Raw genomic sequence first — 26,796 nt, forward strand, 5'->3', positions numbered from 1 at the left:
CAAGAAATCGGAAGGGAGCGGTTTTACAATGGACAAAAAGAAATTGGTCATTGGTGTAATCGGCGCAGATGTACATGCAGTTGGAATTAGTATCCTTCAGCATGCATTTGAGGATGCCGGCTTTGATGTGACAAATCTGGGAGTTATGGTTTCACAGGAGGAATATATTTCTGCAGCAATTGAAACAGGAGCTGACGGAATTATGGTATCCTCTCTGTATGGTCATGGGGAACTGGATTGTAGAGGATTAAGAGAAAAATGTGATGAGGCTGGATTAAAAGGGATTTTACTCTATGTAGGTGGAAATATTGTAGTTGGTAAACAGCCTTTTGACGAAGTGGAAAAACGTTTTAAAGCCATGGGATTTGACAGAGTATTCGGTCCCGGCACAGCACCGGAAACAACCATTGCAGCTTTATACGAAGATTTTGGCATTGAAGCTCCAAAAACAGCAGAATAAAAGACGAGGCGGTGATTGAAATGAAACCAATTTTATTGGTGGACTTCGGAAGCACCAACACAAAGGTGACAGCAGTTGATGTGGAAAATTGCGAGGTTCTTGGAACAGCAGCAGCATATACAACAGTAGAAACAGATATTAACAATGGCCTTCGGGAAGCTGTTTCTAATCTGGAAAAAATAACAGGACATATTGAATATGAAGAGAGATATGCCTGTTCCAGTGCTGCCGGAGGACTGAAAATGATTTCCATCGGTTTAGTACCGGAGCTTACAGCTCAGGCGTCCAGGGAAGCTTCCCTTGGTGCCGGTGCAAAGGTGTGGAAAACGTATTCTTTTAATCTGACAAAAGGAGATATGCGGGAAATCGAAGAATATCATCCGGACATTATTTTGCTTACAGGTGGAACAGATGGAGGAAATTCAGAATGCATTTTGTATAATGCACAGATGTTATCTTCTCTTAGTTATGATTGTCCTATTGTGATTGCGGGAAATCGATGTGCAGCAGAGGAATGTCAGGAAATTTTAGGGGAGAGAACCACATATCTTTGTGAAAATGTAATGCCAAGACTTGGTGAATTAAATGTAGAACCTACTCAGAAGCAAATTCGTGAAATCTTTTTAAAGAGAATTGTTCAGGGAAAGGGGCTTTCAGAAGCATCAGATTTAGTGTCCGGAATTATTATGCCGACACCATCGGCAATGCTTACAGCCATGGAACTTTTATCTGACGGCTGGGAAGAAATTCCGGGAATTGGAGAGTTAGTAGGTGTGGATTTAGGAGGAGCGACTACTGACATCTATTCTATAGCAGAGGGAAGTCCGGCTAATATGGGAACTGTTATGAAAGGAATACAGGAACCTTATGCAAAAAGAAGTGTGGAGGGTGACATTGGTATGCGATACAGTGTTCACGGCATTTTGGAAGCAGTAGGTGACAGAAGACTTTCAAAAATATCCGGCATTAATCGCCAGAAAATAAAAGAACTGGTAGATTATCTGGGAGACCATACGGATTATATTCCTGACAATGAAGAAATGGAAAAAATGGATTATGCACTGGCATGTGCGGCAGTAGAAACTGCAGTAGCACGTCATGCAGGATCTCTGGAACAGGTTTACACGCCATGTGGTTTAACATATTTACAAAGCGGCAAAGATCTTCGCAGAGTAAAATATGTAGTTGTTACCGGCGGAGCTTTAATACATGCAAAGCATACAGAAGAAATCGCAAAATTTGCGCTGTATGATGAGAGCACTCCTGGCTCTTTGCGCCCGGAGAATGCGGAAATCCTGGTGGATAGAAAATATATCCTTGCAGCTATGGGACTGCTTTCACAGCATTACCCGGCAGCTGCTCTGGAAATTATGAAGAAGGAGATTGCTTATTATGGACATAAGGAATAAAAAGTTATCGGATGATGAGTTCTATGGTATTCGAAATGAGATTTTAGGACAGTGGTCAACAGGTAAGGATGTTGATTTTGATGAAGCAATTGAATATCATAAAAATATGCCTGAAACAAAGAGTTTTTCCAGAAAACTTGCACAGGCAAAAAAAGAAAGAAAAACTTTAATTCAGCCAAGAGCTGGTGTAGCGTTAATTGATGAGCATATTAAACTTTTACAGTATTTACAGGACAAAGGTGAAGCAGATCTGCTTCCTACAACCATTGACTCCTATACACGTCAGAACCGTTATGAGGAAGCGGAAGTAGGTATTAAAGAGTCTATTCATACACAGAAATCCATGTTAAATGGTTTTCCGGCCGTAAACCATGGTGTGTATGGATGCCGTCAGATTATTGAAAATCTGGATACTCCTGTACAGGTACGTCATGGTACTCCTGATGCCAGATTATTGACAGAAATCTGCTATGCAGGTGGATTTACCAGTTATGAAGGCGGTGGTATTTCTTATAATATCCCTTACGCAAAAGATGTTCCTCTTGAAAGAACAATTTATGACTGGCAGTATGTAGACCGTCTGACTGGTATTTATGAAGAAGCAGGAGTTTCCATTAACCGTGAACCTTATGGTCCATTAACAGGTACTTTGGTTCCGCCTTCTATGTCCAATGCAGTTGCAATTATTGAAGCATTGTTAGCAGCAGAACAGGGAGTTAAAAACGTAACTGTTGGTTATGGCCAGTGTGGTAACTTAGTACAGGACGTAGCTGCACTTAGAGTACTGGAAGAATTAACAGAAGAATATCTGGATAAATACGGATATGAAGACGTAACGGTTACTTCTGTTCTTCATCAGTGGATGGGCGGATTTCCACAGGATGAAGCGAAAGCCTTTGCAGTTATTTCATGGGGAAGTGCTGTGGCTGCTCTTGCAAAAGCTACAAAAGTTATTGTTAAAACTCCTCACGAAGCAATGGGTGTTCCTACAATGGAAGCTAATGCACAGGGACTTCGCTGTACAAAACAGGCAATTTCTCTGTTGGCAGATCAGGAATTAAAGAGTTCAGCTCTTGAACTGGAAAAGGCAATTATTAAGGGAGAAACCTGTGCTATTGTAGATAAATGTTTCGAACTTGGTATGGGAGATTTAGCCCTTGGTGTTATTCGTGCAGTAAAAGCCGGTGTAATTGACATTCCATTTGCACCTAGCCGTTATAACTTTGGTAAAATGCTTCCGGCACGTGATAATGAAGGTGCAGTTCGTTACTTAAATGTAGCAAATGTGCCATTACCACAGGAGCTGGTTGATTTTAACAGAGGTAAGATTGAACATCGTGCAAAACTGGAGAAGAGAAAAGCTTCATTCCAGATGGTTATTGATGACGTATATGCTATCAGTAAAGGAAGACTTGTTGGAAAGCCTAAATAAAAACAACAGAAGATAATTTAATTATTATAAACATTTAAGGAGAAGTGTATCATGAAAATAGTAGATGTTGTTTGTTCTAAAGCAAGAACAGGATTTTTCTTTGATGATCAAAGAGCAATTAAAAAAGGAGCTGTATCTGATGGAGCAGCTTATTTTGGAGAAACTGTTACACCTGGATTTAAATCTGTAAGACAGGCAGGAGAAGCAATTTCCGTTATGTTGATTTTAGAGGACGGACAGATTGCGTGGGGTGATTGTGCTGCTGTTCAGTATTCCGGTGCAGGCGGACGTGATCCATTGTTCTTAGCAGAAGATTTTATTCCGATTATTGAAAAATATATCAAACCGGAGTTAGTTGGAAAAGAAGCGGACAGCTTTAAAGGTTTATGTGAAATGCTTGAAAACATTCAGGTAGACGGAAAGAGATTACACACAGCAATTCGCTATGGTGTCAGCCAGGCAATTCTGGATGCAGTAGCAAAATCCAGTAAAAGACTGATGTGTGAAGTTGTAGCTGATGAATATGGTACAACTGTTTCTGAAGAACCAATTCCAATTTTCACACAGTCCGGCGATAATCGTTATGACAATGCAGATAAAATGATTTTAAAAGGTGCTGCTGTAATGCCTCATGCATTGATTAACAATGTGAAGTTAAAATTAGGTGAAAAGGGAGAAATCTTAAAAGAGTATGTACAGTGGTTAAGCCAGCGTGTACAGAAGCTCCGCAATGATGAAAATTATATGCCTGTATTCCACATTGATGTATATGGTACAATCGGTGCTATCTTTGGTGTTGATAACTATCCTGCAATGGCAGATTATCTTGCAGAACTGGAAGAAGCAGCAAAACCATTTCATTTGAGAATTGAAGGACCTATGGATGCAGAGGAAAGAGAAAAACAGATGCTTTGCTTAAAGGGACTTCGTGAAGAAGTAGACAGACGTGGTATTAACGTAGAGCTGGTAGCTGATGAATGGTGTAATACTCTGGAAGATGTAAAATATTTTGCAGATAATAAAGCCGGACATATGGCTCAGATTAAAACACCTGACCTTGGTGGAATTAACAATATAGTAGAAGCAGTTCTGTATTGTAAAGAAAAAGGATTTGGAGCTTATCAGGGTGGTACATGTAATGAAACAGACCGTTCTGCTCAGGTATGTGTAAACTGTGCTATGGCTACAAAACCAGATCAGATTTTAGCAAAACCTGGTATGGGTGTTGACGAAGGGTACATGATTGTTTACAACGAAATGGAAAGAATTTTAGCTCTTCGTAAAGCAAGAAAGAACTAGGAAAATAGGGATGAACAGAATATGCCAGCACATTTCAGAACGCTGAAATGTGACTGGCTATTCTGGCAAATAAAAAGGAATAAAAATATGGCATATTCAAAACAAATGCAGGATGGAAACCTGTATAGTTATTATTTTGCACCCAGAGGAAATCGTCGTATGGCAGACTTGGGAATGCAGTTAAGTCAGATGTATTTAAGTCCTTTTGACCATATTATTGGGATTATCGGAGATGCAGGCGCCGGAAAGAGTCTTTTGATTAAAGGAATGTTTCCGGGAATAGACCTTACTAATGACGATGAAGGAGTAAATATTCGCCCCTTGCCTCTGCTGCACGAAAATCTGGAAGATCCATTTTCACCGCACACATATCATTTAGATATTCGTTTTGAATCGGCATTTACTCAGATGCATGTTCTTGCGGATGCAATTTTAGAAGCATCAAAAAATGGAAAGATGGTAATTGTAGAACATTTTGAATTGATTTTTCCGTTTTTAAAACGCAATGCAGATTTATTAGTGGGAATTGGAGAAGAAATTATTATTACAAGACCGAATATGTTTGGTCCACTTCCGGAAAATATAGCGAAAATAGTGCATAAATCTGTAGTTTACAGAAAAGCAGCCCATACTTTGGAAGACCTGTGTGTACACTTTATGGGAGAAGGTTATGAACAAGATGGTCCACGTTCTGATGTTCGCCATGGCTTTGTATTAGAATTTGAGGAAAAGCCTCAGGTGGATCTTTATGAGCTGGAACAAAAAGTAAAAAAAGCTGTAGAACAGGATTTACCGGTGTCTTATTATGATGAAAATCATGTACAGATCGGAGATTATATACTGGAATGCTTAGGTCCCAGAATGCATATTTCCAGCACCGGAAAGATTAAGGATTTTACTTTGGTAAAGGATTATCCTCAGGATCCCAAAAACGGTTATTATATGTTAATTGGATTGCTGGGAAAACATCAGTCGGATGATATTAAGGACTTTAACCGTATTGATATCAGCAAGAGTAATCAGTTAAAGTAAAGCAGAAATTGGAGGAAGCTGGCATGATTCGCAGTATAGACGTAAAACTTTTAACACAGAATATTAAGGAAATGTGTATTCAGGCTAATCACTATCTGGCACCGGATATGGATAAAGCTATGAAAAATGCCTACGAAAAGGAAACAAAACCATTGGCAAAACAGATTTTAGGACAGCTTTTAGAAAATCTGGATATTGCAGGAGAAGATATGATACCAATTTGTCAGGATACAGGAATGGCAGTGGTATTTTTGAAAGTAGGACAGGATGTACACTTCGAAGGCGGAAGTGTGGAAGATGCAGTAAATGAGGGCGTAAGACAGGGATATACAGAGGGTTATCTGAGAAAATCAGTGGTAGGAGACCCTTTGTTGCGTGTAAATACAAAAGATAATACACCTGCTATCATACACTATGAAATTGTACCTGGAGATCAGGTGGAAATTATGGTAGCACCAAAAGGCTTCGGAAGCGAAAATATGAGTAAAATTTATATGCTGAAGCCGGCAGATGGTATTGAAGGTGTAAAAGAAGCAATTATTAATACAGTAAAAGAAGCAGGACCAAATGCCTGCCCACCTGTTGTTGTTGGTGTGGGAATTGGAGGAACTTTTGAAAAGGCTGCTATTTTAGCCAAAAAAGCCCTGACAAGAGAAATTGGTACACATTCAGAACTTTCCCATATTAAAGAGCTGGAAGAAGAATTACTGGAAAAAATCAATCAGATTGGTTTAGGACCGGCAGGTCTTGGCGGAGATACTACTGCATTGGCAGTGAATATAAATACTTATGCAACACATATTGCAGGACTTCCTGTGGCAGTAAATATCTGCTGTCATGTAAACCGCCACATTCACAGAACCATATAATACAGCAGAAATTTGGGAGGAATGAAGATGGACAAATATATACAGGCACCCCTTGATAAAGAAGAAGTAAAAGCTTTGGAAGCCGGGGATTATGTTTATATTACAGGTACAATTTACACTGCAAGAGATGCAGCGCATCTGAGAATGTCAGAAGCTTTAGACAGAGGTGAGGAACTGCCTATTGATTTAAATAACAATATTATTTACTACATGGGACCGACTCCTGCAAGAGAAGGCAGAGCAATCGGTTCGGCAGGACCTACAACAGCCAGCCGTATGGATAAATATGCACCGAGACTTTTAGACTTAGGTCTTACAGGCATGATTGGAAAAGGCAGAAGAAAACCGGAGGTTACAGAAGCCATTGTAAGAAACGGAGCAGTTTTCTTTGCGGCAGTAGGCGGAGCAGGCGCATTGCTGTCAAAATGTATTAAGAAAGCAGAAGTGATTGCTTACGATGATTTGGGAACAGAGGCAATCAGAAAGCTGGAAGTAGAGAATTTCCCTGTAATTGTAGTGATTGACTCAAAAGGAAGAAATCTTTACGATGAAGTTTGTAAATAGGTAAAGCAAAAGAGGGGTGTTACAGTAAGTGATACTTAATGTAATGTCCTTCTTTTTTTATCAATATAGTGTATTCAGTTGTTTTCAGACACAAATTATGGTATTCTGAAAATAAAAAAGCAGTAAAGGAGAAAGTAAGGTGAAAAACAAAAAAGTTATAGGGATTGTAGGAATTATTCTGGTGATTTTAATCATCGGAGCAGTGGTTTTAGGACAAAATAATTTTAAGAAAAAAGAGAAGAAAACAGAAGAACCCTATATGGAAGCGGTTTATTTAAAAGATGAACAGGGAAACAGCATTTTTGTACAGACAGATACAGAAATGGTATTTTTCGGTACAATTCCACAGGAATTATATGATGAAAAAGAGAAGAAAATTACAGAAGAAGACTTACATTCCGGAGATGTGGTGAAAATCTGGGGAAACGGAGCTATTGCACAGTCCTATCCTGCACAGTATCCGGGAATTACAAAAATACAGAGACAAGAAAAAGAAAATAGAGAATATATCGAAAAATACGGACATTATCTGGAAGAATTTATTGTCGTACCGGATGAGAATGAACCTCCGTATTTGGATATTTCTTATAAACAGCCGGATGCGCTGGTGACAGTGGCGGCAGATACAGTGACAGATATTCCGGTTTTAAAACTTCCGGAGCTTGTAGAATTTTCCGTAGACGGGGATACGCAGGCAGAGCTTTTATTCAGCATGCAGCCTGAAAGCATTGAGACAGTACGATGGGAAGCAGAGAAAAAAATGGAAGCATCTGACACATCACCTGTTCCTGAAGGAGAAAGCGTATCTTCCGAAAAGAATGAAGAAGGAAATTGGGTAATTACTATGCAGCCGGGATATATTTATGAGATAAAAGCAATTTGGGAAGACAAAGAAATGGAATATGGATTTTCCGTTACACCTGTAAAGACAGCAGAATAGAGAAAAGGTGGTAAAGAATATGCAGGAAGAAAAAATTTTAAAAGCAGCAGAAAATCTGGGATTTACAAATTATAAAATTATTAATGCACAGGAAATTCAATACGACGGAAGCTTTCGCAGATTTTGTGAAATGAATTACTGTGGGAATTATGAGAAGAATTATTCCTGTCCGCCTGCCTGCGGAACTTTTGAGGAATTAAAAGAAAAAGCAGATAAGTTTAAAAAAGCGTTGGTGCTTCAGACCATTACCATGGTTCATGATATCAATGATGACAGTGAGACACGTTTAATTAAAAAACATCATAATCAGCTTACCAGAACTTTAATTTCAGAGCTGGAGGAAGAAATTCAGGAATACTTGCCGGCAATGGCAGGTCCGTGCCAGTTATGTACGCCGTGTGCAATCAGAGAAGGAAAAGAGTGTGCATTTCCGGAGAAAAAGGCTTCCTGCCTGTCTGCTTTTTGTATTCAGGTGAATAAGCTGGCAGAATACTGTGGATTTCCTTATTATTGCGACGGAAAAGTGGCATTTTTCAGTTTATTGTTTTTTGACAGGAAATAAACAGGGACAAAAACAAGAAAAAGGTGTATACTATACATAGAAAAGATTACAACAGGAGAAGAAGGACATGGATAACGTAAAAAAAGAACTCATTCAGAAAATACAGACACAAGAGGAAGTATTTGCGCTCTTTTCAAGAGCTACCAGACAGCCCTTCGTGATTTGCGACGCAGAAAGCTTTAACGATCAGGTGTGGATTTTCGAAGATAAAGAAGATTTGGAAAAAGCAGCACAGCCTATTGCAGCAGAAAAAAATGCAGTTGCCGGAATAAAAGTAGAAAATAAGAGTTTTCTTAATTTTTATACAACACTTTACACACTGGGAGTAAATAGCGTTGTATATCATGAAAAAGATAAAAAAACAGAGATTGAATTAGAAGAAATTGTAAAAAAACCGGATTTCTCTGTACTTCCGGAGGAAAAGAGACCATTGCTCAATCCCCAGCTTCAATTATCTGCCATTTACTTTATGCAGGAATTCCGCAGAGATGTAGAAATGGCAGAAAAGAAGTCACTTCCTGAGCTGGAGGAAGAGGTTGCGGCAAATGTGGTAAAAAGCAAGTTCCTTTTGGCAGTAGAGAAAAAGGGCGAAGAAGAAAAAAATGTACAAGTTCCTTATGTAAAAAATCAAAACGGAGATGTTTTTCAGCCTGTATTTACAGATGCTGAGGAGTTCCGCAGATTTAATAAAGAAGGAAAATTTCAGGCTCTGCTGGTAACTTTTGAAAACATGGAAAAGGTGCTGATACCGATTGCAAAAGGTATTGTCATCAATCCGAACAGTTTTAATTTAATTCTTCCAAAAGAGAAGATGAGTGCATTAAAGCAAAGATTTGGTATGTAAATTCAAAATATCAAATGTGGGGAAGGAGATGTTGTCATGAAGATTGACATGCATTGCCATACAAAAGAGGGTTCTATTGACGGAAAAGTCCCGATAGAAGAATACATTTCTATGCTAAAGGCACAGGGCTTTGGCGGAATGTTGGTAACAGACCATGACTCTTATGGGGGATATCGCTATTGGAAAAAGAATATCAAAGGAAAAAAGCATGAGGATTTTGTAGTTTTAAAAGGAATTGAATACGATACACTGGATGCAGGGCATATTATTGTAATTATGCCGGAAAACATTAAGCTTCGTTTGTTGGAGCTTCGTGGAATTCCGGTGCAGATGCTCATACCGATTGTGCATAATTATGGGGGGATTTTAGGACCGGCACATCCGTGCGGAGAAAAGTTTATGAGCTTTATGAATGCAAAAGCTTATGAGCGAAATCCTGATATTTTAAAGGAATTTGATTTTATGGAAACCTTTAATGCCTGCGAGCCGCAGGAGGTAAACGACAGAGCCGTAAAAATTGCAGAAAAATATGATTTGCCGGGAACAGGGGGAAGTGATGCACACAAGGCAGACTGTGTAGGTTTGGCATACACAGAAGTGCCGGATGACATTACCTGTGAGTCGGATTTGATTGCTCACGTTATAAAAGGAACAAAATTCAGCAGCGGCGGCAGTATTTATACAAAGACAACAAAGGAAAAAATAGGAAAGGCAAAAACAGTTCTTTCACATTCCTTCTGGGTATATAATAAAATCGGAGGCTGGAGCAAGGCATTTAAACGAAACAGCAAACTGAAAAAAGGGTTCATTGAAAGAGTAGAGGTTGAAAAGGAAGAAAAGCATGAGCAAAAAAGTAATTAACGCAGCACTTTTAGGCCTTGGAACAGTAGGGACCGGGGTATATAAGGTGCTGAAAAATCAGGAAGCCGAGATGGAGAAGAAAATCGGCGCTACTGTAAAATTGAAGAAAATTCTGGTTCGGAATTTAAAAAAGGCTGCGGCAAAAATCGCAGAGCCGGAAATTCTGACAAATAACTGGAAAGAAATTTTAGAAGATGAAAATATCGATATTGTGATTGAAGTAATGGGAGGAATTGAGCCTGCCAAAACATACATTATGGAAGCACTAAAAGCAGGAAAAAATGTGGTTACAGCCAATAAGGATTTGGTTGCATCTCACGGAGGAGAGCTTTTAGATTGTGCGGCTGCCAACCAGTGCGACTTTTTGTTTGAGGCAGCAGTAGCAGGAGGAATTCCCATTATTCGCCCTTTAAAACAGTGTCTTACAGGAAATCATCTGTCAGAAATCGTAGGAATTGTAAACGGAACTACGAATTTTATTCTGACAAAAATGACACAGGAAAATATGGAATTTGCAGATGCACTTGCACTTGCAACAAAGCTGGGTTACGCAGAGGCAGACCCTACGGCGGACATCCAAGGCTATGATGCAGGAAGAAAAATGGCGATTATGGCATCTATTGCTTTTAATTCCAGAGTGACTTTTGAAAATGTGGCAACAGAAGGCATTACCCGTATCTCCTCCAAGGATATTCGTTATGCAAGGGATTTGGGATGTGTGATTAAGCTTCTTGGTGTTGCCAGAAATACAGATACGGGAATTGAAGTATCTGTGCAGCCGATGCTGGTTTCTGAAAAGCATCCTCTGGCGTCTGTAAACGACTCATTTAATGCAGTTTTTGTTCATGGAGATGCTGTGGATGATGCAATGTTTTATGGCAGAGGAGCGGGAGAATTGCCTACGGCAAGTGCAATCGTAGGTGACGTATTTGATATTGTACGTGATATTTTATTTTCCTGTACGGGAAGAATTCGCTGTACCTGTTATAAAACGCTTCCTATTAAAAATCAGGAAGATATTGAGAGTCGCTTCTTTATGCGTATTCATGCAAGCGATAATCCGGGAGTATTGGCAGCAATTGCCAGTGTGCTGGGCAAATATGAAGTAAGTATTGCTCAAATGATTCAAAAACATAAACATGAAGAATGGGCAGAATTGGTGATTGTAACATCAAGAGTAAAAGAAGGAAACTTCCACGATGCGCTTTTGGTTTTGGAGAAAATGGAAGTGGTGCAGAAGATTTCTTCCGTTATCCGAGTATATGGAGAGGAACAATGACAAAGCAATTATATTATGAAGACAGTTATATAAAAGAATTTAAAGCTGTGGTTTTGTCCTGTACTCTAAAGGGAAATAAGTTTGAGGCGGTTCTTGACAGAACTGCCTTTTTTCCCGAAGGAGGAGGACAAGGAGCAGATACAGGCGTACTTAGCACAGAAGACAGTGAGATAAAAGTGTCAGATGTGCAGGAAGTAAACGGTGAGATTGTTCATTATATAGATGAGGAAATTTTGCCGGGACAGGAAGTGATAGGAAAGTTGGATTTTCAGGAGCGATTTTCTAAAATGCAGCAGCATACGGGAGAGCATATCGTTTCCGGTATTGTACATAGAAGGTTTGGTTATGAAAATGTAGGGTTTCATCTGGGAAAAGAAGAAGTGACCATGGATTATAATGGTCCGCTTACACTGGAAGAATTACGAAGTATTGAGTATGAAGCAAATCAAGTGGCAGCAGATAACAGAGAAATCAGAGCGTATTTTCCCGAAGCAGAGAAACTGGAAAAAATCCCTTATCGAAGCAAAAAAGAATTACAGGGAAAGGTTCGAATTGTGGAAATCCCGAATTGCGATATTTGTGCCTGCTGTGCGCCACATGTGAGAACAACAGGAAATGTAGGGCTGATTAAAATTACCAATGCCATTCGCTATAAAGGCGGTATGCGTCTGTGGATTGCCTGCGGTATGCGTGCATTGGAGGATTATAATCAAAAACAAGCCAGTGTGGTACAAATTTCCAATATGCTTTCTGCAAAACAGCAGGAAGTGACTGAGGCTGTAAAGCGTTTAACAGAGGAAATCCAACAGCTAAAAGAAAAAGCAGCAAAAATGCAGGAAAAACTGGTTATGGGATATTTAGAGTCTGAAAAAGAAGCTTTAAAAGAAAATCCAAATGCAAATCTGATGCTTTTTGAAAAAGAATTAGATACTGTGGCGATGCGAAACTTTGTTAATGCAGGAATGGAGCTTACAAAAGGTGTGTGCGGCGTTTTTGTAGGAGATGAAAAACAGGGATTTCGCTATGTGCTGGGAAGCAGCGGAGATATCCGAGAAATCGGTAAGAAATTAAATGAAGCTTTTCAGGGAAAAGGAGGAGGGAAGCCTCCGATGATACAGGGCTCTCTTGTAGGGGAGGAAAAAAAGATAAGGGAGTTTTTGGAGAATATTTGATAGAGTTTTAATCATTAAGAGGAGAAGGAGGGCGTACTATGATGAAAACAAAAGGATTTTTCTGTAAAATGACTATTTGTTTGGCAACACTTATAGGGATTTGTATTTTTTCCGGTTGTTCTAAGGGTTCTCAAAGCAAGAATATTGAACTGGAAGATATGCCATGGGGCATTACCATGGAGGAAGTGTTTGAAATCTATGGTGTGGATAAAGATACTGTGACAAATCTGATAGAAAATGAGTATGACACGTATTTTGCTCTGGAAAACGGACAGGAGATGTTTGGTGAAAAGACATCTCAAATCAATTTTAGTTTTCTAGACACTTCTTTTAGCGGAAAGCCACAAAAGCTATATGAAATCAGAGTGGTATATCCGGACGATGCAAACATGGAAAATGTGTTGAAGAAGATGGAAAAAGATTTTGGAAAAACAACAGTACCTAATATAACCTTATATCCATACTATTCTATAATCCCAAGTGTGTATGAGGAGAACGAAAACGCAGTATATTGGACAAGCCAATCTATAAAAGAGGCTGTGCCAAAGGAACATGCAGAAGAATATAAGGCAATGTGGGAAAATATCCAGAAAGGACTTAACCCAGAAAATTGGGAGGAATTTTCTGAGAAATCACATTTGACGTACGGAATATATGCAGGAGGCAAAGATGCTGTACCCATGTTTGAAAAAAATGGAGTTTGTCTCTTTGCAGGAAATCTGGTTTTGCATAATGCCATTATGGAACAGTTGGAAACTGAGAAATAATTTCTAATAACAAATATTTATAGAGAACTTCTGCTTCAAACATCATTTAAAATATCTATACATTTTTAGCGAATTTGTCGAGCACGCTTTGAGATTGTGAGCTCAAAGTGAGCACAGACTGAGCGTAAAATGTATAGATATTCTTGATATACGTTTGAAGCAAAAAGCTTCCTTTTATCTCATAATCAGATACGCCGTATAAGCAATATAAGAGCAAGTCATCACAGCACCCATAACTCGTCCGATTTTCTTTCTGAGAAGAATTGGAATATAGACCAGTATGGAAACAATAGTCAATAATCCCACATCATATAGATAAGTCTTTGTGACATTCATAGGTAAAATCGTGCTGGATAATCCCAAAATGAGAAATACATTAAAAATATTAGAACCAACCACATTTCCAAGAGCAATGTCACTTTCTCCTTTTCTGGCAGCTACAATAGAAGTAACTAATTCCGGCAGAGAAGTACCTATTGCCACAATGGTAAGACCAATGAGAGCTTCGCTAAGACCAAAGGCTCTGGCAATTTCCTTTGCCCCGTTTACAGTCATATCCCCACCGATAATAATGCCTGCAAGTCCAACAAGAGAAAGTAAAATACTTTTTCCCATAGAATATCCGATAACAGCTTCAGCTTCCTGCATACACAGATTTTCTGCTCTGCTTTTTAAAGCATCTTTGACAGCCAAATACATGAAAATGCCAAATCCCACCAACAATAAAACTCCGTCAAGGCGTCCTAAGACCATACGAGAGCTTCCGGTGAAAAACTGGTCCATAATCAAAACATTTAAGAGCAATGCGGCGGCAATGGATAAAGGATAATCCTTTTTAATCATGCTTGGTTTTACAGACAGAGGGCAAATCAGAGCGCTCATGCCGATAACCACTAAAAGATTAAAAATATTAGAGCCGACTACGTTTCCAATGGCGATGTCATTACTTCCCTTTACAGCAGCAGTAATACTTACCGCAAGCTCCGGTGCGCTGGTTCCGAAGGCTACAATGGTAAGCCCGATAATTAAAGACGGAATACGCAAACGTCTTGCAATGGAAGAAGCGCCTTCCACAAACCAGTCTGCGCCTTTTACCAGCAGCAAAAATCCCACTAATAAAAAGATAATAGATTTTAACATGACTTTCCTCCCAAATTCTTTTGTTTTCATACTTTATTACCATATCATTTTATACAGAGAATGACAATCTTTTTAAGAAAAATAAAAAGGCATTGTCCCAAAAGGATTTCTTTGTTATAGTGATTAAGAAATAAAGCAGGAAAAAGGAGTGTTCCCATGAACATATTAAATATAGAGCATATCAGTAAAATTTATGGTGAAAAAGTGATTTTTGAGGATGCCAGCTTTGGTGTTCAGGAAGGAGATAAGGTAGGCATTATCGGAATTAACGGTACAGGAAAGTCTACTCTTTTAAAAATGCTGGCAAGAGAGGAAGTTCCCCAGACAGGTCAGATTATTATGCAGAATAATGTAAGACTTGCCTATTTGCCGCAAAACCCACAGTTTCCGGAAAATGCCACTATACTTTCCTATATACAGGATTGTGAGGCAGAATGGAAAGTGCAGAGTAATCTGACACAGCTTGGAATTACAGAATATGAAAAGCAGATTGCAGTGCTCTCAGGAGGGCAGAGGAGAAAAGTGGCGTTGGCAAAAATTTTAGCGCAGGATTTTGACATTCTTTTACTGGATGAGCCTACCAATCATTTGGACGAAGCCATGATTTCATGGCTGGAAGAATATTTAAAAAGTTTTCGTGGAACGGTTTTGATGGTTACGCATGACCGTTATTTTATGGATAAGGTGACAAATCGTATTTTGGAAATTTCTCACGGAAAAATGTACAGCTATGAAGCAAATTATTCAAAATTTCTGGAATTAAAGGCAGAAAGAGAAGAAATGGAGCTGGCATCAGAGCGCAAACGTCAAAGTGTGCTGCGTATGGAATTAGAATGGGCAAAAAGAGGCTGCCGTGCAAGAACAACCAAGCAGCGTGCCAGACTGGAGAGATTGGAGGCGCTGAAAAACACAGCAGCTCCTGTGGGAGACCAGAGTGTGGAATTGGAGTCCGTGGAAACACGTATGGGGAAAAAGACCATTGAATTAAAGCACGTTTCTAAAAAATACGGCAATCAGGTTTTGGTAGAGGATTTCAATTATATTTTATTGAAAAATCAGAAATTGGGTATTATCGGTCCAAACGGATGCGGAAAATCCACACTGATGAAGCTGATGGCAGGACTGGTAGAACCTGACAGCGGAACAGTAGAAATGGGTGAAACCATTAAAATCGGATATTTTGCTCAGGAAGAACAGGAAATGGATGACCGTCAGAGGGTGATTGATTATGTGAAAGATATTGCAGAATACATTAACACAAAAGACGGAAAAATCAGTGCATCTCAGATGCTGGAGCGTTTTTTATTTACTCCTGATATGCAGTATGCGCCTATTGGAAAGCTTTCCGGAGGAGAGAAAAGACGTTTATATCTTCTGGGAGTTCTTTCAAGTGAAATCAATGTGCTGCTTTTAGATGAACCGGGAAATAATCTGGATATTCCTACTCTTACTATTCTGGAAGATTACTTGAATTCTTTTTCAGGAATTGTAGTAACAGTTTCTCATGACCGCTATTTTCTGGACAATGTGGTAGACCGGATTTTTGAATTTACAGGAAACGGAAAGCTTCAGCAGTATGAAGGCGGATATACCGATTATCTGGAAGCAAAGGCACGAAGAAATGACGGTGCGAAACAGTCGGTTCAGCCGGAAAAAAAAGAGGAAAAGAAAAATTCAGCACAGACATGGAAACAAAATCGTACAGCAAAATTGAAATTTACTTTTAAAGAGCAGAAAGAATTTGAAACCATTGATGATGATATTGCAAAGCTGGAAGAAAAGCTGGAAAAACTGGATGAAGAAATTATGAAAAATGCAACAAATTCAGGAAAATTAAATGAACTTACAGCAGAAAAAGAAGAAGCAGAAGCGCTTCTGGAAGAAAAAATGGAGCGATGGGTTTATTTGAATGATTTAGCAGAGAAAATAGGGCTGTTGGATTAAGTATATATCGGGAATATTTATACATTTTATGCTCAGTTTGCGCTCACTTTGAGCTTGTAATCTCAAAGCGTGCTCAACAAATTCGCTAACAATGTATAAATATTCCGATTTCTGCTTCATGCCATAGCTCTACAAATAATAGAGTTAGTCTTCATCATCAGGGGTATCCATAATAGGCGGCGGAGTGATGGTCTTCTGAACAGGAGCTAAGAGAACCTTTCCTGTACCACGGTATACGTTTACTAAGCCTTCGCCTGAAGCAGCAGAACCTATGAGGCTTTTGCCGGAGCGTTCTACGGTAAAGTCAAGGCTTCCGCTCCATGCCACAGCCATATTTCCGTCAACTCTTAACACATCGTTATCTAAGGTGATGGTAATTAACTCCTCTTTTGGACATGGCGTTTCCAGACATACCACACCGTTGCCTCTTAATCCCAGATTAAACAAGCCTTCATTACCAAATACAGCAGAAGAAAGATTAGAGCGCATGACAGCTTTATGTTTTAAATCTGCATCGCATGCAAGAAACAAGCCGTCATCCAGAACAACCGAACCATTCCAGTCTTCCACATCCAATAAAATTAAATGCTTGTAGGTAGGCTCTAATACCAGAACACCGTCGCCGGTATACTCCGGTTTAATCGTACCTTCTCCTGTCATTTTTCCACGGACAGCCTTTCCGAAGAAATCTCCCACACCCTTTAATCCGGTAGTGGCGTTGACATTTCCCACAGTCCACTGCATAGCTCCAGATTGTAAAGTGACGTTTGCTTTACTTAAATCGCACACCACCTGACGTTTGCGTACGTTCATCGCATGGCAGAAATAAGCTTTCTCCGCATCAGACGGAGAAACACTTAAATCCCTCATATATTCAATAACGGTAAAAGGACCGGCAGAGTCTAAAACCCGGACATCATCATTGTCTGTAAAATTTGAAATTTTGAACATAAAACCCCTCCTTTTAAATAATTATTTTCTTGATATAAAATCAGGCAGTCCGTCTGTACCAAGAGGAATTTCTACAGTACCCTGAATAAGAGGAAGGGCGTAGGTGAGAAATGCGTCTGTTACATCAGAACCATCTTTAGAAATCCATTCCAGAGGAACGGTTTTTTCCTGATTACAAATTTTATTCACATCTTCAAGACCAAATGTCATGCGGTAAGGAATATCAGAAACTCTGATATAAGAAACCATTTTTCCGGTAATGCCTTTTAAAGCTTCTTTTACACCAAATCTTCCTGCTAAAACAGCTTCTTTTTGGTCTGTTGCTGACATCATGGAAGCAGAACAGCGTTGGTTTACATTTAATTCAACGGAACGTGCTTTTACACCTAAGCGGTTTCGAACCAGATTTTCCAGATATTTGCCACAGCCTGCCAACATTTTATGTCCAAAAGTATCAGTTCCTACAGAATTGTCATATTCGCAGATAAAAGTTCCGCTTTTATCATGAATGCCTTCAGAGACACAGACAATGACATTTGGATTTTTTTCAAAGCAGCTGTTTACCTTTTTAAGAAAAGCTTCTTCGTCAAAATCTGTTTCGGGAAGATAAATAAGCAGGGGATTGTCGCCTACAGACTTTCTTGCTAAAGCACTGGCAGCAGTCAGCCAGCCGGCATGACGTCCCATAATCTCAACAATAGTTACAGATTTTGTTTCGTATACATTGGCATCAATAACAATTTCTCTTACAGTAGAGGCTACATATCTGGCAGCGCTTCCAAATCCGGGAGTATGATCGGTCATAATTAAATCATTGTCAATTGTTTTCGGCTCTCCGATAACACGGATGTCACTCTGAATTTTTTCTGCATAGCGAGATAATTTACTTACAGTGTCCATGGAGTCATTTCCTCCTATGTAGAAGAAATATCCAATATTTAATTCTTCAAATTTCTGAAAGAGAACCGGATAAACAGGATCCTCTAAATCTTCAGGAAGTTTATAACGGCAGGAACCCAGATAAGCACCCGGAGTGGTTTTTAATTTTTCTAAATCATGAGCAAAAAGTGTTTCTTCAAAGTCTAAAATGGTTCCCTTTAAAAATCCTTCAATTCCGTTTATCATACCATATACTTTTCCGATAGAGGGCTGGGAAAGAGCTTCTGAAACAACACCATATAAACTGCTGTTAATAACTGCAGTAGGACCGCCGGATTGTCCGACAATTAAATTTTTCATTTCCATATTTTAATTTTATTCCTTTCCTATAAACATTCTTGAAAAATATTATAGCATGGAAGAAGAGAAATTGCATTAAGAAATACTTGCCTGAAAAGGAAAATGTGTTATAATAGTTTTAGGTTTTAGACCCAATTCAATAAAATATATGGAGGTCATTGAATATGTTAGTATCAGCAGCAGAAATGTTAAAAAAAGCAAAAGCAGGACATTATGCAGTAGGTCAGTTTAATATCAATAACATGGAGTGGACAAAAGCAGCACTTTTAACTGCAGAAGAATGTAAATCCCCAATTATTCTGGGTGTTTCTGAAGGTGCAGGAAAATATATGTGTGGATTTAAGACAGTAGCAGATATGGTAAAAGCTATGATTGAAGAATTAAATATCACAGTACCAGTTGCTCTGCACTTAGACCATGGTACATACGATGGCTGCTACAAATGCATTAAAGCAGGATTTTCTTCCATTATGTTTGATGGTTCTCATTACCCAATCGAAGAAAACGTTGAGAAAACAAAAGAATTAGCAGGCGTTTGTAAAGGTCTTGGACTTTCCTTAGAAGCAGAAGTTGGTTCTATCGGTGGAGAAGAAGACGGTGTTGTAGGTATGGGCGAATGTGCAGATCCTGAAGAATGTAAAATGATTGCAGACTTAGGTGTAGACATGCTTGCAGCAGGTATTGGTAACATCCACGGAAAATATCCGGAAAACTGGGCAGGACTTAGATTTGATGTTCTGGATAACATCCAGAAATTAACAGGAGAAATGCCATTAGTTCTTCATGGTGGTACAGGTATTCCTGCAGACATGATTAAAAAAGCAATTGATTTAGGTGTATCTAAAATCAATGTAAATACAGAATGTCAGTTAGCTTTCGCAGCAGCTACACGTGAATACATTGAAGCTGGAAAAGATAATGAAGGAAAAGGATATGATCCACGTAAATTATTAAAACCAGGATTTGAGGCTATCTGCGATACAATTAAAGAAAAAATGGAACTCTTTGGTTCTGTAGGAAAAGCTTTCGAATAAGAATGAAAACAGCAGGGCGGGGAAATTTGCATAGGCAGATTTCTCCGCCCTTTTGTCATGGGGAATGTTTTTTTGCATAGTCTTTATTGAGAAATAAAAAAGGAATGTGCAATGACAAATTTTATTCACTCCCTACAGGAATTTGTATGGGGACCGGGGATGCTGGTGTTTTTTCTGGGAGCAGGTATTCGTTTTACTATACAGTCAGGGTTTTTTCAAATTACAAAAATACATATATGGTTGGGAAATACTCTTGGTGCATTAAGAAAAGGAAAAACAGTAAAAAATTTCAAAGAAAGTACTTCTGTAACTCAATTCCAATCTTTTTGTACGGCACTTGCAGCCACACTTGGAACAGGAAATATAACAGGTGTTGCTACTGCTTTGATGTTTGGAGGACCGGGAGCTGTTTTCTGGATGTGGGTGTCTGCGTTTTTTGGAATGATGACCACTTATGCAGAAAATTTTCTGGGGATAAAATATCGATATAAAGATGAAAAAGGACAATGGAAGGGCGGAGCCATGGTCTATATGGAAAGAGGTCTTGGGTGTAAACCTTTAGCAGTTGTCTTTGCTGTCTGCTGTTTAGGGGCATCTTTTGGTATGGGAAATATGGTTCAGGGAAATTCTATGGCGGTAGGACTGGAGAAAGCTTTTCATGTGCCGGCATTTCTATCAGGAAGTCTTTGTATGATTGCAATGGCAGCAGTTTTAACAGGGGGAATGAAAAGGATTGCAGTACTTACAGAAAAACTGGTTCCTGTAATGGCTTTCATATATCTTTCTGGAGCGTTAACTGTGTTGTTTTTTTATAGAAACAGAATAGGGGAAGCTTTTGTATTAATTTTTCAGGATGCTTTTCATACTTCAGCTGCAGTGGGAGGTGTGACAGGATACAGTGTGAAACAGGCTGTGCGTATGGGAATTGCAAGAGGAATTTTTTCTAATGAGGCAGGCCTTGGATCTTCTGTTATGGCACATGCTCAGTCAGACGTGGAAGAACCACGAATACAGGGGATGTGGGGAATTTTAGAAGTTTTTATTGATACCATTTTAGTCTGTACCATTACTGCTCTTGTGATTTTGGTAAGTGAAGTGCCATATTATCAGAATGCAGGCATGGATGGAACAACTCTTACAGGAATGGCATTTGCATCAGTTATTCCATGGGGAAAAGAATTTCTGGCAGGATCTACTGCTTTGTTTGCTTTTGCAACTATGATAGGCTGGTCTTATTTCGGCGCTCAGACAGCAGATTATCTGGCAGGAGAAAAAGGTGTAAAAGCATATCGGCTGTGCTATATTTTGATTACACTGCCGGGATGCATGGTTGCCCCAACGATGATATGGGAGCTGGCAGATGCGCTAAATGGAATGATGGCAATTCCAAATTTATTGGCTCTTTTTTTCCTTGGAAGTGAAGTAGAGTATAAAAAGAGAAAAAATAATTTGGGATAATTGTACAAAAAATAAAGATTATTCTGCAAAAGTATGGTAAAATGCATAAAAAATAGTTTGAATTCTATAATTTATTGTTGATTTGATGAGGTACTCATGATAAACTAAAAGCTAGGCAAAACATTTTTACTAGAATGGTATTCAAATTCAGATGAGTACAGTGATACCGGAGGATAAGGAATTGAAGTATAAAGAAATTAAGAAAGTACTTGCGCTTACTATGGCACTTAGTTTAGTAGCTCCAGCAAATGTTTTTGCGGCAGAGGTACAGATGCCTGCAGATAACAATCTGGTTATTGAAACACCAGAACAGCAGCCACAGACTCCGGAAGAACCGGAAATACCACAAGAACCGGAAATTCCGCAAGAACCAGAGAAACCACAGGAACCAGAAACTCCAGAACAGCCGGAAACACCAGAAACACCAGAAGCACCGGAAGAAGTGCAGAAAGAGACACCCCAGCAGTATGAACAGAGAACAGGATATAAATTACCAGAGGGTTATCACTATGTCTTAGACGGGGAAGGATATGTAACATTTAATGAAGATGGTACTGTAAAAATCGAGGCAGATCAGCCTGAAGCGCCATTACAGGAAACACCAGAACAGTACGAACAGAGAACAGGATATCAGCTGCCGGAAGGTCATCATTATATATTAGATGAAAATGGGTATGTAACATTTAATGAAGACGGTACTGTAAAAATCGAGGCAGATACTGTTGATGAAACACCATCACAGGAAACACCAGAGCAGTATGAGAAGAGAACAGGATATCAGCTGCCGGAAGGATATCATTATGTTTTGGATGAAAGCGGATATGTTATTCTTTTAGATAATGGTTCACCCAAAATCGCAGCAGATGATCCGGAAGCACCATCTAACAATGAAGAACTTGTGCAGCAACAGGAAATCATAGAAGCTCCTACAATTATAGAAGATTTTCGTTTTTGGACAGTAGCCAGAAAATATGCATTTGCCAATGACAAAATCAATATTTATGAAGAAATGACAGAGGAAGCCCGCAGCGTAGGAACACTTGCTAAGAAAGGCGTATGTTATATTCTAAAAGAAGAGGAAGACGGATGGCTTTATGTAGAGTCAGGAAACGTCAGAGGTTTTGTAAAAGCAGACTCTGTTGTAACAGGAGAAGATGCCCAGAAAATTCTGGAGAGATATCAAAAAGAAGCAAGGTCATTAGCTGCAAGGTTTAATGAAGAGTATAAAGGAATTGAAGGGGTTGCATCAACAGCAGAAGAAACAGTTCCATATAGAGAAAATAAAGCCTTTTTGTATCTTAGAGCTACAGTAAATCAGACCGTTGTAGATAAGGAATATGCCCTTACAACAGCCAGCCTTTTAAATATAAGAGAGGATAAGAATACAGAGTCCCGTATTATCGGAACGCTGGAAAAGAACAGCCTTTGTTATGTTTTGGCAGATGAAGAAGAAGATTGGGTATACATAGAGTCCGGAGATGTAAGAGGATTTGTAAGTAAAGAATATCTGAACATGGAAGAAACTGTGCAGGAAGAAGTAACAGAGAAGGGTGAAGATACTTATACACTTGCAAAAGAAGAGATTAAACCAGAAGAAAATGAAGCATGTTATTATACACTGACTTCTGTAAAATCAGGAGTACCCGGAGGACAGCTTAGAAGTTCCGTAGTGGAATTTGCTTCTCAGTTTATTGGAAATCCTTATGTATGGGGAGGTACCAGTCTGACAGAGGGTGCGGATTGTTCCGGTTTTGTTCAGAGTATTTTTAAAGAATACGGATATGAATTGCCGCGCGTTGCAGCAGATCAGGCTCAATATGGCACGAAAATTCCAGTAGAAGATGCACAGCCTGGTGATTTGATTTTCTATGCAAAGGACGGATACGTATATCATGTTGTTATCTATGCCGGAGATGGTAAGACTGTGGAAGCGATGGGCAAGGACTATGGTATTGTGCAGGGCAACTTAAATACAAAAAATGCAGTATGGGCAGTACGTGTGTTAGAGGATGAACTTGTTTCCTATGGAGGCGGTGATATTGCAGAAGTAAATGCAACATCTGATATGTATGGCGAAAACCTGGGCAACTTTAAGTTGACTTATTATTGTTCCTGTGAACTTTGCTGTGATGTGGAAACAGGTATTACAGCAACAGGTACACCGGTAGTAGAAGGAAGAACTATTGCCGTAGATCCAAAAGTTATTCCTTATGGAACACAGGTAATTATTAACGGACATGTATTTACAGCAGAAGACTGCGGTGGCGCTATTAAAGGAAACCGCATTGATATCTATGTAAATGATCACGATAGAGCAAATGCTTTAGGTGTGAATTATGCAGATGTTTATTTGGTAAAATAAGAAATAGAGATATAGGGGCTATCGCATTAAGTGCATATCCCGAATATTTATATATTTTACGCTCAGTCTGCGCTCGCTTTGAATTTGTAATCTCAAAGTGTGCTCGACAAATTTGCTAAAAGTGTATAAATATTTGTGGATAATGTTTAAAGCGACAGCCTCTTTGTCTGTTAAAAAAGGGAGAGAAAAATGAATTATCGTTTGGATATCCAATATGACGGAAGCAGGTATGGCGGATGGCAGCGTCAGAAGGATACAGAGAATACCATACAGGGAAAAATAGAGGATGTTCTGACAAAAATGACAGGAACAGAAATCAAAATTCAAGGCGCCGGAAGAACGGATGCAGGAGTTCATGCAAAAGGACAGGTAGCCAATTTTCATGGAGATTGTGAAAAAAGCTGTGAAGAAATTTGTCAGTATTTAAATGAATATTTACCGGAGGATATTGAGATTTCTAAAGTAAGTCAGGTGGAAGAAAGGTTTCACAGCCGTTTAAATGCAAGGGAAAAGGTGTATCAGTACCGGATTGTATCAGGTATTCATAAAAATGTTTTTGAAAGAAAGTATCAATGTCCTCTTCATGAAAAATTAGATGTTAATGCAATGAAAAGAGCAGCCGCATATTTGGAAGGCACTCATGATTTTAAAAGCTTCTGTTCTAATAAGAAAATGAAAAAATCCTCTGTAAGAACAATTTATAGCATTGAGATTGCGGATTTAACACAGGAAATTGTCATCACTTATACAGGAAATGGTTTTTTGTATAATATGGTTCGGATTTTAACGGGAACTTTAATTGAGGTAGGAAGAGGAGTTAGAAATCCAGAAGAAATGAAAGCAATTTTGGAAAGTTGTGATAGAAAAGAAGCGGGATTTACAGCTCCGGCCAGAGGACTGACACTTTTAGAAGTACGCTATTAAAGGAGAAAATTTATGCAGCAGACAATGGAACAGGAAATAAAGAAGCAGATGGAAATGTTATACCCCAGTTCACCGGAGCATTTGTATAATAAGATGCAGGTGGAATTTTATTCCTGCAATTATGAGAAAAAGAGTCTTACTTTTCGATTTCCGATACAGAGATGGGAACTAAACCATATGTCTACGATACATGGAGGAATAATTGCAGCGGCTATTGATACTACATGTGGAGCTATTGTAAGAAATGTCAGCGGAAGCAAAAGTATTCCTACGATTAATCTGAATATTAATTATTTGAGTCCGGGACTTCCCGGTGATGCGCTGCTTGTAACGGCAACAGCAGACAGAGCAGGTCGAAAAGTCTGCAATGTTCATGCAGTGTGTAACTCAGAGAAAACAGGTAAAATCATTGCTACTGCAACAGCAAATTTTATGATTTTAGATTGAAATAAGAAAAAAATATAAGCAAAGCCTTTGAAAAAGAAAGATTTTATGGTAGTATATTCCTTAAAGTAATTATTTAGATAAAAACTTGGCTTAGACCAAAGAAAATTACCATAGATGGAGGAGAAAAAAGTGGAAAAAGAAACAGCAAAAGAAACCGTTTCTAAGAACTTTATTGAGCAGATTATTGAAAAAGATTTGGCAGAAGGAAAGTATGATGAAATTTGTACAAGATTTCCACCGGAACCAAATGGCTATCTGCATATTGGTCATGCAAAATCAATTTTATTAAACTATGGTTTAGCACAGAAATACCATGGTAAATTTAATATGCGTTTTGATGATACAAATCCTACAAAAGAGAAAGTAGAATTTGTAGAGTCTATTAAAAAAGATATTCAGTGGCTGGGCGCTGACTGGGAAGATCGTTTATATTTTGCGTCTAACTATTTTGAGCAGATGTATGAAGCAGCTGTTAAATTGATAAAAAAAGGGAAAGCTTTTGTATGTGATTTAACAGCAGAAGAAATCAGAGAATACAGAGGAACTTTAACAGAACCGGGAAAAGAGAGTCCTTACAGAAACAGAAGTATAGAGGAAAATCTGGAATTATTTGAAAAAATGAAAAATGGTGAGTTTGAGGATGGAAGCAAGGTGCTGAGAGCGAAAATTGACATGGCTTCTCCAAATATTAACATGCGTGATCCTGTTATTTACCGCGTAGCTCACATGACACACCACAATACAGGGGATAAATGGTGCATTTACCCAATGTATGACTTTGCACATCCTATTGAAGACGCTATTGAAGGTGTTACTCATTCTATCTGTACACTGGAATTTGAGGATCACAGACCATTATATGACTGGGTTGTTCAGGAATTAGAGTATGTACATCCTCCAAAGCAGATTGAATTTGCAAAATTATATCTGACAAATGTGGTTACAGGAAAGAGATATATTAAAAAGCTGGTAGAAGATGGAATTGTGGACGGATGGGATGATCCTCGTCTGGTGTCTATTGCAGCTTTAAGGAGACGTGGTTTTACACCGGAGTCTATTCAGAAATTCGTAGAATTATGCGGTGTTTCTAAGGCAAACAGTTCTGTAGATTATGCAATGCTGGAGTATTGTATCAGAGAGGACCTGAAGATGAAAGCGCCTCGTATGATGGCTGTTTTAGATCCTGTGAAATTAGTAATTGACAATTATCCGGAAGGAGAAATTGAATATCTGGAAGTTCCAAACAACATGGAAAATCCTGATCTGGGAACAAGACAGGTTCCATTTGGCAGAGAGCTTTACATTGAAAGAGAAGACTTTATGGAAGTTCCTATTAAGAAATATAAACGTCTGTATCCTGAAAATGAAGTACGTCTTATGAATGCTTATTTCGTTACTTGTACAGGATGTGAAAAGGACGAAGAAGGAAATGTAACCGTTATTCATTGTACGTATGATCCTGCTTCTAAAGGTGGTAATTCACCGGATGGAAGAAAGGTAAAAGGAACTATTCACTGGGTATGTGCAGAAACAGCAGTAGAAGCAGAATGCCGCTTATATGAAAACATTGTAGATGAAGAAAAAGGCGTATACAATAAAGAAGATGGAAGTCTGAATTTAAATCCAAATTCTCTGACAGTTGTGAAAGGCTGTCTTGTAGAACCGGAATTAGGAAAAGCAGAAGCTTATGACAGATTTCAGTTTGTGAGAAACGGATTTTTCTGTGCAGATTGTCATGACAGTAAGCCGGGAGCACCGGTATTTAACCGTATTGTATCTTTGAAGAGTTCTTTTAAATTAAAATAAG

Annotated in this window: 24 protein-coding genes; 21 read left to right on the plus strand and 3 right to left on the minus strand. The window is 38.8% G+C overall.

Annotated elements, in window-relative coordinates; genetic code table 11:
* Window positions 1-28 precede the first annotated feature (28 nt).
* From glmS to BQ7352_RS08790, 14 genes are all read left to right on the plus strand, one after another.
* The gene (gene glmS / locus BQ7352_RS08725; protein WP_072448815.1) at window positions 29-460 is read left to right on the plus strand and encodes a methylaspartate mutase subunit S; all 432 of its coding nucleotides are present in this window, start codon (window positions 29-31) and stop codon (window positions 458-460) included.
* Window positions 461-480: 20 nt separating this feature from the next.
* Window positions 481-1,869, plus strand: a complete 1,389-nt coding sequence (gene glmL / locus BQ7352_RS08730; protein ID WP_072448816.1) for a methylaspartate mutase accessory protein GlmL — start codon at window positions 481-483, stop codon at window positions 1,867-1,869.
* Window positions 1,853-3,301 carry a methylaspartate mutase subunit E gene (locus BQ7352_RS08735; protein ID WP_072448817.1) on the plus strand — a complete coding sequence of 483 codons (1,449 nt, stop codon included), beginning with the start codon at window positions 1,853-1,855 and terminating at the stop codon, window positions 3,299-3,301. Before glmL ends, BQ7352_RS08735 begins: the two co-directional genes overlap by 17 nt.
* 51 nt (window positions 3,302-3,352) lie before the next feature.
* Window positions 3,353-4,600, plus strand: a complete 1,248-nt coding sequence (locus tag BQ7352_RS08740; RefSeq protein WP_072448818.1) for a methylaspartate ammonia-lyase — start codon at window positions 3,353-3,355, stop codon at window positions 4,598-4,600.
* An 87-nt stretch (window positions 4,601-4,687) separates the two neighbouring features.
* Window positions 4,688-5,632, plus strand: coding sequence for an alanine-tRNA synthetase second additional domain-containing protein (locus BQ7352_RS08745; protein ID WP_072448820.1), 945 nt, complete (start codon window positions 4,688-4,690; stop codon window positions 5,630-5,632).
* Between the two features lie 23 nt (window positions 5,633-5,655).
* Window positions 5,656-6,501: a fumarate hydratase gene (locus BQ7352_RS08750; protein ID WP_072448823.1), complete on the plus strand. Its 846-nt coding sequence runs from the start codon at window positions 5,656-5,658 to the stop codon at window positions 6,499-6,501.
* A gap of 27 nt (window positions 6,502-6,528) precedes the next feature.
* Window positions 6,529-7,065, plus strand: a complete 537-nt coding sequence (locus BQ7352_RS08755; RefSeq protein ID WP_072448825.1) for a Fe-S-containing hydro-lyase — start codon at window positions 6,529-6,531, stop codon at window positions 7,063-7,065.
* A 139-nt stretch (window positions 7,066-7,204) separates the two neighbouring features.
* Window positions 7,205-8,005 (plus strand): hypothetical protein, encoded by an 801-nt coding sequence (locus tag BQ7352_RS08760; RefSeq protein ID WP_072448827.1) that lies wholly within the window; start codon window positions 7,205-7,207, stop codon window positions 8,003-8,005.
* A gap of 19 nt (window positions 8,006-8,024) precedes the next feature.
* Window positions 8,025-8,567 (plus strand): DUF2284 domain-containing protein, encoded by a 543-nt coding sequence (locus tag BQ7352_RS08765; RefSeq protein ID WP_072448829.1) that lies wholly within the window; start codon window positions 8,025-8,027, stop codon window positions 8,565-8,567.
* 67 nt (window positions 8,568-8,634) lie between these two features.
* On the plus strand, window positions 8,635-9,411 hold the full coding sequence (locus BQ7352_RS08770; protein ID WP_072448831.1) for an SseB family protein: 777 nt from the start codon (window positions 8,635-8,637) through the stop codon (window positions 9,409-9,411).
* Window positions 9,412-9,447: 36 nt separating this feature from the next.
* Window positions 9,448-10,272, plus strand: a complete 825-nt coding sequence (locus tag BQ7352_RS08775; protein WP_072448833.1) for a CehA/McbA family metallohydrolase — start codon at window positions 9,448-9,450, stop codon at window positions 10,270-10,272.
* Window positions 10,253-11,551 (plus strand): homoserine dehydrogenase, encoded by a 1,299-nt coding sequence (locus BQ7352_RS08780; protein ID WP_072448835.1) that lies wholly within the window; start codon window positions 10,253-10,255, stop codon window positions 11,549-11,551. The genes BQ7352_RS08775 and BQ7352_RS08780 overlap by 20 nt, the downstream gene beginning before the upstream one ends.
* The gene (locus BQ7352_RS08785; protein ID WP_072448837.1) at window positions 11,548-12,723 is read left to right on the plus strand and encodes an alanyl-tRNA editing protein; all 1,176 of its coding nucleotides are present in this window, start codon (window positions 11,548-11,550) and stop codon (window positions 12,721-12,723) included. The genes BQ7352_RS08780 and BQ7352_RS08785 overlap by 4 nt, the downstream gene beginning before the upstream one ends.
* 38 nt (window positions 12,724-12,761) lie before the next feature.
* Window positions 12,762-13,490 carry a hypothetical protein gene (locus tag BQ7352_RS08790; protein ID WP_072448839.1) on the plus strand — a complete coding sequence of 243 codons (729 nt, stop codon included), beginning with the start codon at window positions 12,762-12,764 and terminating at the stop codon, window positions 13,488-13,490.
* 174 nt (window positions 13,491-13,664) lie between these two features.
* Here the strand turns inward: BQ7352_RS08790 and BQ7352_RS08795 are convergent, their stop codons facing one another.
* Complete coding sequence (locus tag BQ7352_RS08795) at window positions 13,665-14,630, minus strand: calcium/sodium antiporter (RefSeq protein ID WP_072448841.1); 966 nt, start codon at window positions 14,628-14,630, stop codon at window positions 13,665-13,667.
* 156 nt (window positions 14,631-14,786) lie between these two features.
* Between BQ7352_RS08795 and BQ7352_RS08800 the strand changes: the two genes are divergently transcribed.
* Complete coding sequence (locus BQ7352_RS08800; RefSeq protein WP_072448843.1) at window positions 14,787-16,574, plus strand: ABC-F family ATP-binding cassette domain-containing protein; 1,788 nt, start codon at window positions 14,787-14,789, stop codon at window positions 16,572-16,574.
* A gap of 144 nt (window positions 16,575-16,718) precedes the next feature.
* On the opposite strand, the gene BQ7352_RS08805 is transcribed toward BQ7352_RS08800, so the two are convergent.
* Together BQ7352_RS08805 and BQ7352_RS08810 are read right to left on the minus strand one after the other, a co-directional pair.
* Window positions 16,719-17,525, minus strand: coding sequence for an AIM24 family protein (locus BQ7352_RS08805; protein WP_072448845.1), 807 nt, complete (start codon window positions 17,523-17,525; stop codon window positions 16,719-16,721).
* 21 nt (window positions 17,526-17,546) lie between these two features.
* Window positions 17,547-18,770, minus strand: a complete 1,224-nt coding sequence (locus BQ7352_RS08810) for a 6-phosphofructokinase (protein ID WP_072448847.1) — start codon at window positions 18,768-18,770, stop codon at window positions 17,547-17,549.
* Between the two features lie 158 nt (window positions 18,771-18,928).
* Between BQ7352_RS08810 and fba the strand changes: the two genes are divergently transcribed.
* The 6 genes from fba (at window position 18,929) to BQ7352_RS08840 (ending at window position 26,795) form a co-directional block, all read left to right on the plus strand.
* On the plus strand, window positions 18,929-19,798 hold the full coding sequence (gene fba / locus BQ7352_RS08815) for a class II fructose-1,6-bisphosphate aldolase (RefSeq protein ID WP_072448849.1): 870 nt from the start codon (window positions 18,929-18,931) through the stop codon (window positions 19,796-19,798).
* Window positions 19,799-19,909: 111 nt separating this feature from the next.
* The gene (locus BQ7352_RS08820; RefSeq protein ID WP_072448851.1) at window positions 19,910-21,256 is read left to right on the plus strand and encodes an alanine/glycine:cation symporter family protein; all 1,347 of its coding nucleotides are present in this window, start codon (window positions 19,910-19,912) and stop codon (window positions 21,254-21,256) included.
* Between the two features lie 151 nt (window positions 21,257-21,407).
* Window positions 21,408-23,618, plus strand: a complete 2,211-nt coding sequence (locus BQ7352_RS08825) for an NlpC/P60 family protein (RefSeq protein WP_072448853.1) — start codon at window positions 21,408-21,410, stop codon at window positions 23,616-23,618.
* A gap of 189 nt (window positions 23,619-23,807) precedes the next feature.
* The gene (gene truA, locus BQ7352_RS08830) at window positions 23,808-24,542 is read left to right on the plus strand and encodes a tRNA pseudouridine(38-40) synthase TruA (RefSeq protein WP_072448855.1); all 735 of its coding nucleotides are present in this window, start codon (window positions 23,808-23,810) and stop codon (window positions 24,540-24,542) included.
* 12 nt (window positions 24,543-24,554) lie between these two features.
* On the plus strand, window positions 24,555-24,989 hold the full coding sequence (locus tag BQ7352_RS08835) for a PaaI family thioesterase (RefSeq protein WP_072448857.1): 435 nt from the start codon (window positions 24,555-24,557) through the stop codon (window positions 24,987-24,989).
* A 114-nt stretch (window positions 24,990-25,103) separates the two neighbouring features.
* The gene (locus tag BQ7352_RS08840) at window positions 25,104-26,795 is read left to right on the plus strand and encodes a glutamine--tRNA ligase/YqeY domain fusion protein (protein ID WP_072448859.1); all 1,692 of its coding nucleotides are present in this window, start codon (window positions 25,104-25,106) and stop codon (window positions 26,793-26,795) included.
* The last annotated feature ends 1 nt before the right edge of the window (window position 26,796 follow it).

The sequence above is a fragment of the Blautia sp. Marseille-P3201T genome (genome assembly GCF_900120295.1).
Taxonomy (GTDB): Bacteria; Bacillota; Clostridia; order Lachnospirales; family Lachnospiraceae; genus Blautia.

Coding starts and splice junctions, on each gene's coding strand:
- BQ7352_RS08780 (WP_072448835.1), top strand. CDS start 10,253: ATGAGCAAAAAAGTAATTAACGCAGCACTTTTAGGCCTTGGAACAGTA.
- BQ7352_RS08785 (WP_072448837.1), top strand. CDS start 11,548: ATGACAAAGCAATTATATTATGAAGACAGTTATATAAAAGAATTTAAA.
- BQ7352_RS08750 (WP_072448823.1), top strand. CDS start 5,656: ATGATTCGCAGTATAGACGTAAAACTTTTAACACAGAATATTAAGGAA.
- BQ7352_RS08825 (WP_072448853.1), top strand. CDS start 21,408: ATGAGTACAGTGATACCGGAGGATAAGGAATTGAAGTATAAAGAAATT.
- BQ7352_RS08820 (WP_072448851.1), top strand. CDS start 19,910: ATGACAAATTTTATTCACTCCCTACAGGAATTTGTATGGGGACCGGGG.
- BQ7352_RS08740 (WP_072448818.1), top strand. CDS start 3,353: ATGAAAATAGTAGATGTTGTTTGTTCTAAAGCAAGAACAGGATTTTTC.
- BQ7352_RS08795 (WP_072448841.1), bottom strand. CDS start 14,630: ATGTTAAAATCTATTATCTTTTTATTAGTGGGATTTTTGCTGCTGGTA.
- glmS (WP_072448815.1), top strand. CDS start 29: ATGGACAAAAAGAAATTGGTCATTGGTGTAATCGGCGCAGATGTACAT.
- BQ7352_RS08800 (WP_072448843.1), top strand. CDS start 14,787: ATGAACATATTAAATATAGAGCATATCAGTAAAATTTATGGTGAAAAA.
- BQ7352_RS08840 (WP_072448859.1), top strand. CDS start 25,104: ATGGAGGAGAAAAAAGTGGAAAAAGAAACAGCAAAAGAAACCGTTTCT.
- BQ7352_RS08835 (WP_072448857.1), top strand. CDS start 24,555: ATGCAGCAGACAATGGAACAGGAAATAAAGAAGCAGATGGAAATGTTA.
- fba (WP_072448849.1), top strand. CDS start 18,929: ATGTTAGTATCAGCAGCAGAAATGTTAAAAAAAGCAAAAGCAGGACAT.
- BQ7352_RS08805 (WP_072448845.1), bottom strand. CDS start 17,525: ATGTTCAAAATTTCAAATTTTACAGACAATGATGATGTCCGGGTTTTA.
- BQ7352_RS08810 (WP_072448847.1), bottom strand. CDS start 18,770: ATGGAAATGAAAAATTTAATTGTCGGACAATCCGGCGGTCCTACTGCA.
- BQ7352_RS08770 (WP_072448831.1), top strand. CDS start 8,635: ATGGATAACGTAAAAAAAGAACTCATTCAGAAAATACAGACACAAGAG.
- truA (WP_072448855.1), top strand. CDS start 23,808: ATGAATTATCGTTTGGATATCCAATATGACGGAAGCAGGTATGGCGGA.
- BQ7352_RS08735 (WP_072448817.1), top strand. CDS start 1,853: ATGGACATAAGGAATAAAAAGTTATCGGATGATGAGTTCTATGGTATT.
- BQ7352_RS08790 (WP_072448839.1), top strand. CDS start 12,762: ATGATGAAAACAAAAGGATTTTTCTGTAAAATGACTATTTGTTTGGCA.
- BQ7352_RS08775 (WP_072448833.1), top strand. CDS start 9,448: ATGAAGATTGACATGCATTGCCATACAAAAGAGGGTTCTATTGACGGA.
- BQ7352_RS08765 (WP_072448829.1), top strand. CDS start 8,025: ATGCAGGAAGAAAAAATTTTAAAAGCAGCAGAAAATCTGGGATTTACA.
- BQ7352_RS08745 (WP_072448820.1), top strand. CDS start 4,688: ATGGCATATTCAAAACAAATGCAGGATGGAAACCTGTATAGTTATTAT.
- BQ7352_RS08755 (WP_072448825.1), top strand. CDS start 6,529: ATGGACAAATATATACAGGCACCCCTTGATAAAGAAGAAGTAAAAGCT.
- glmL (WP_072448816.1), top strand. CDS start 481: ATGAAACCAATTTTATTGGTGGACTTCGGAAGCACCAACACAAAGGTG.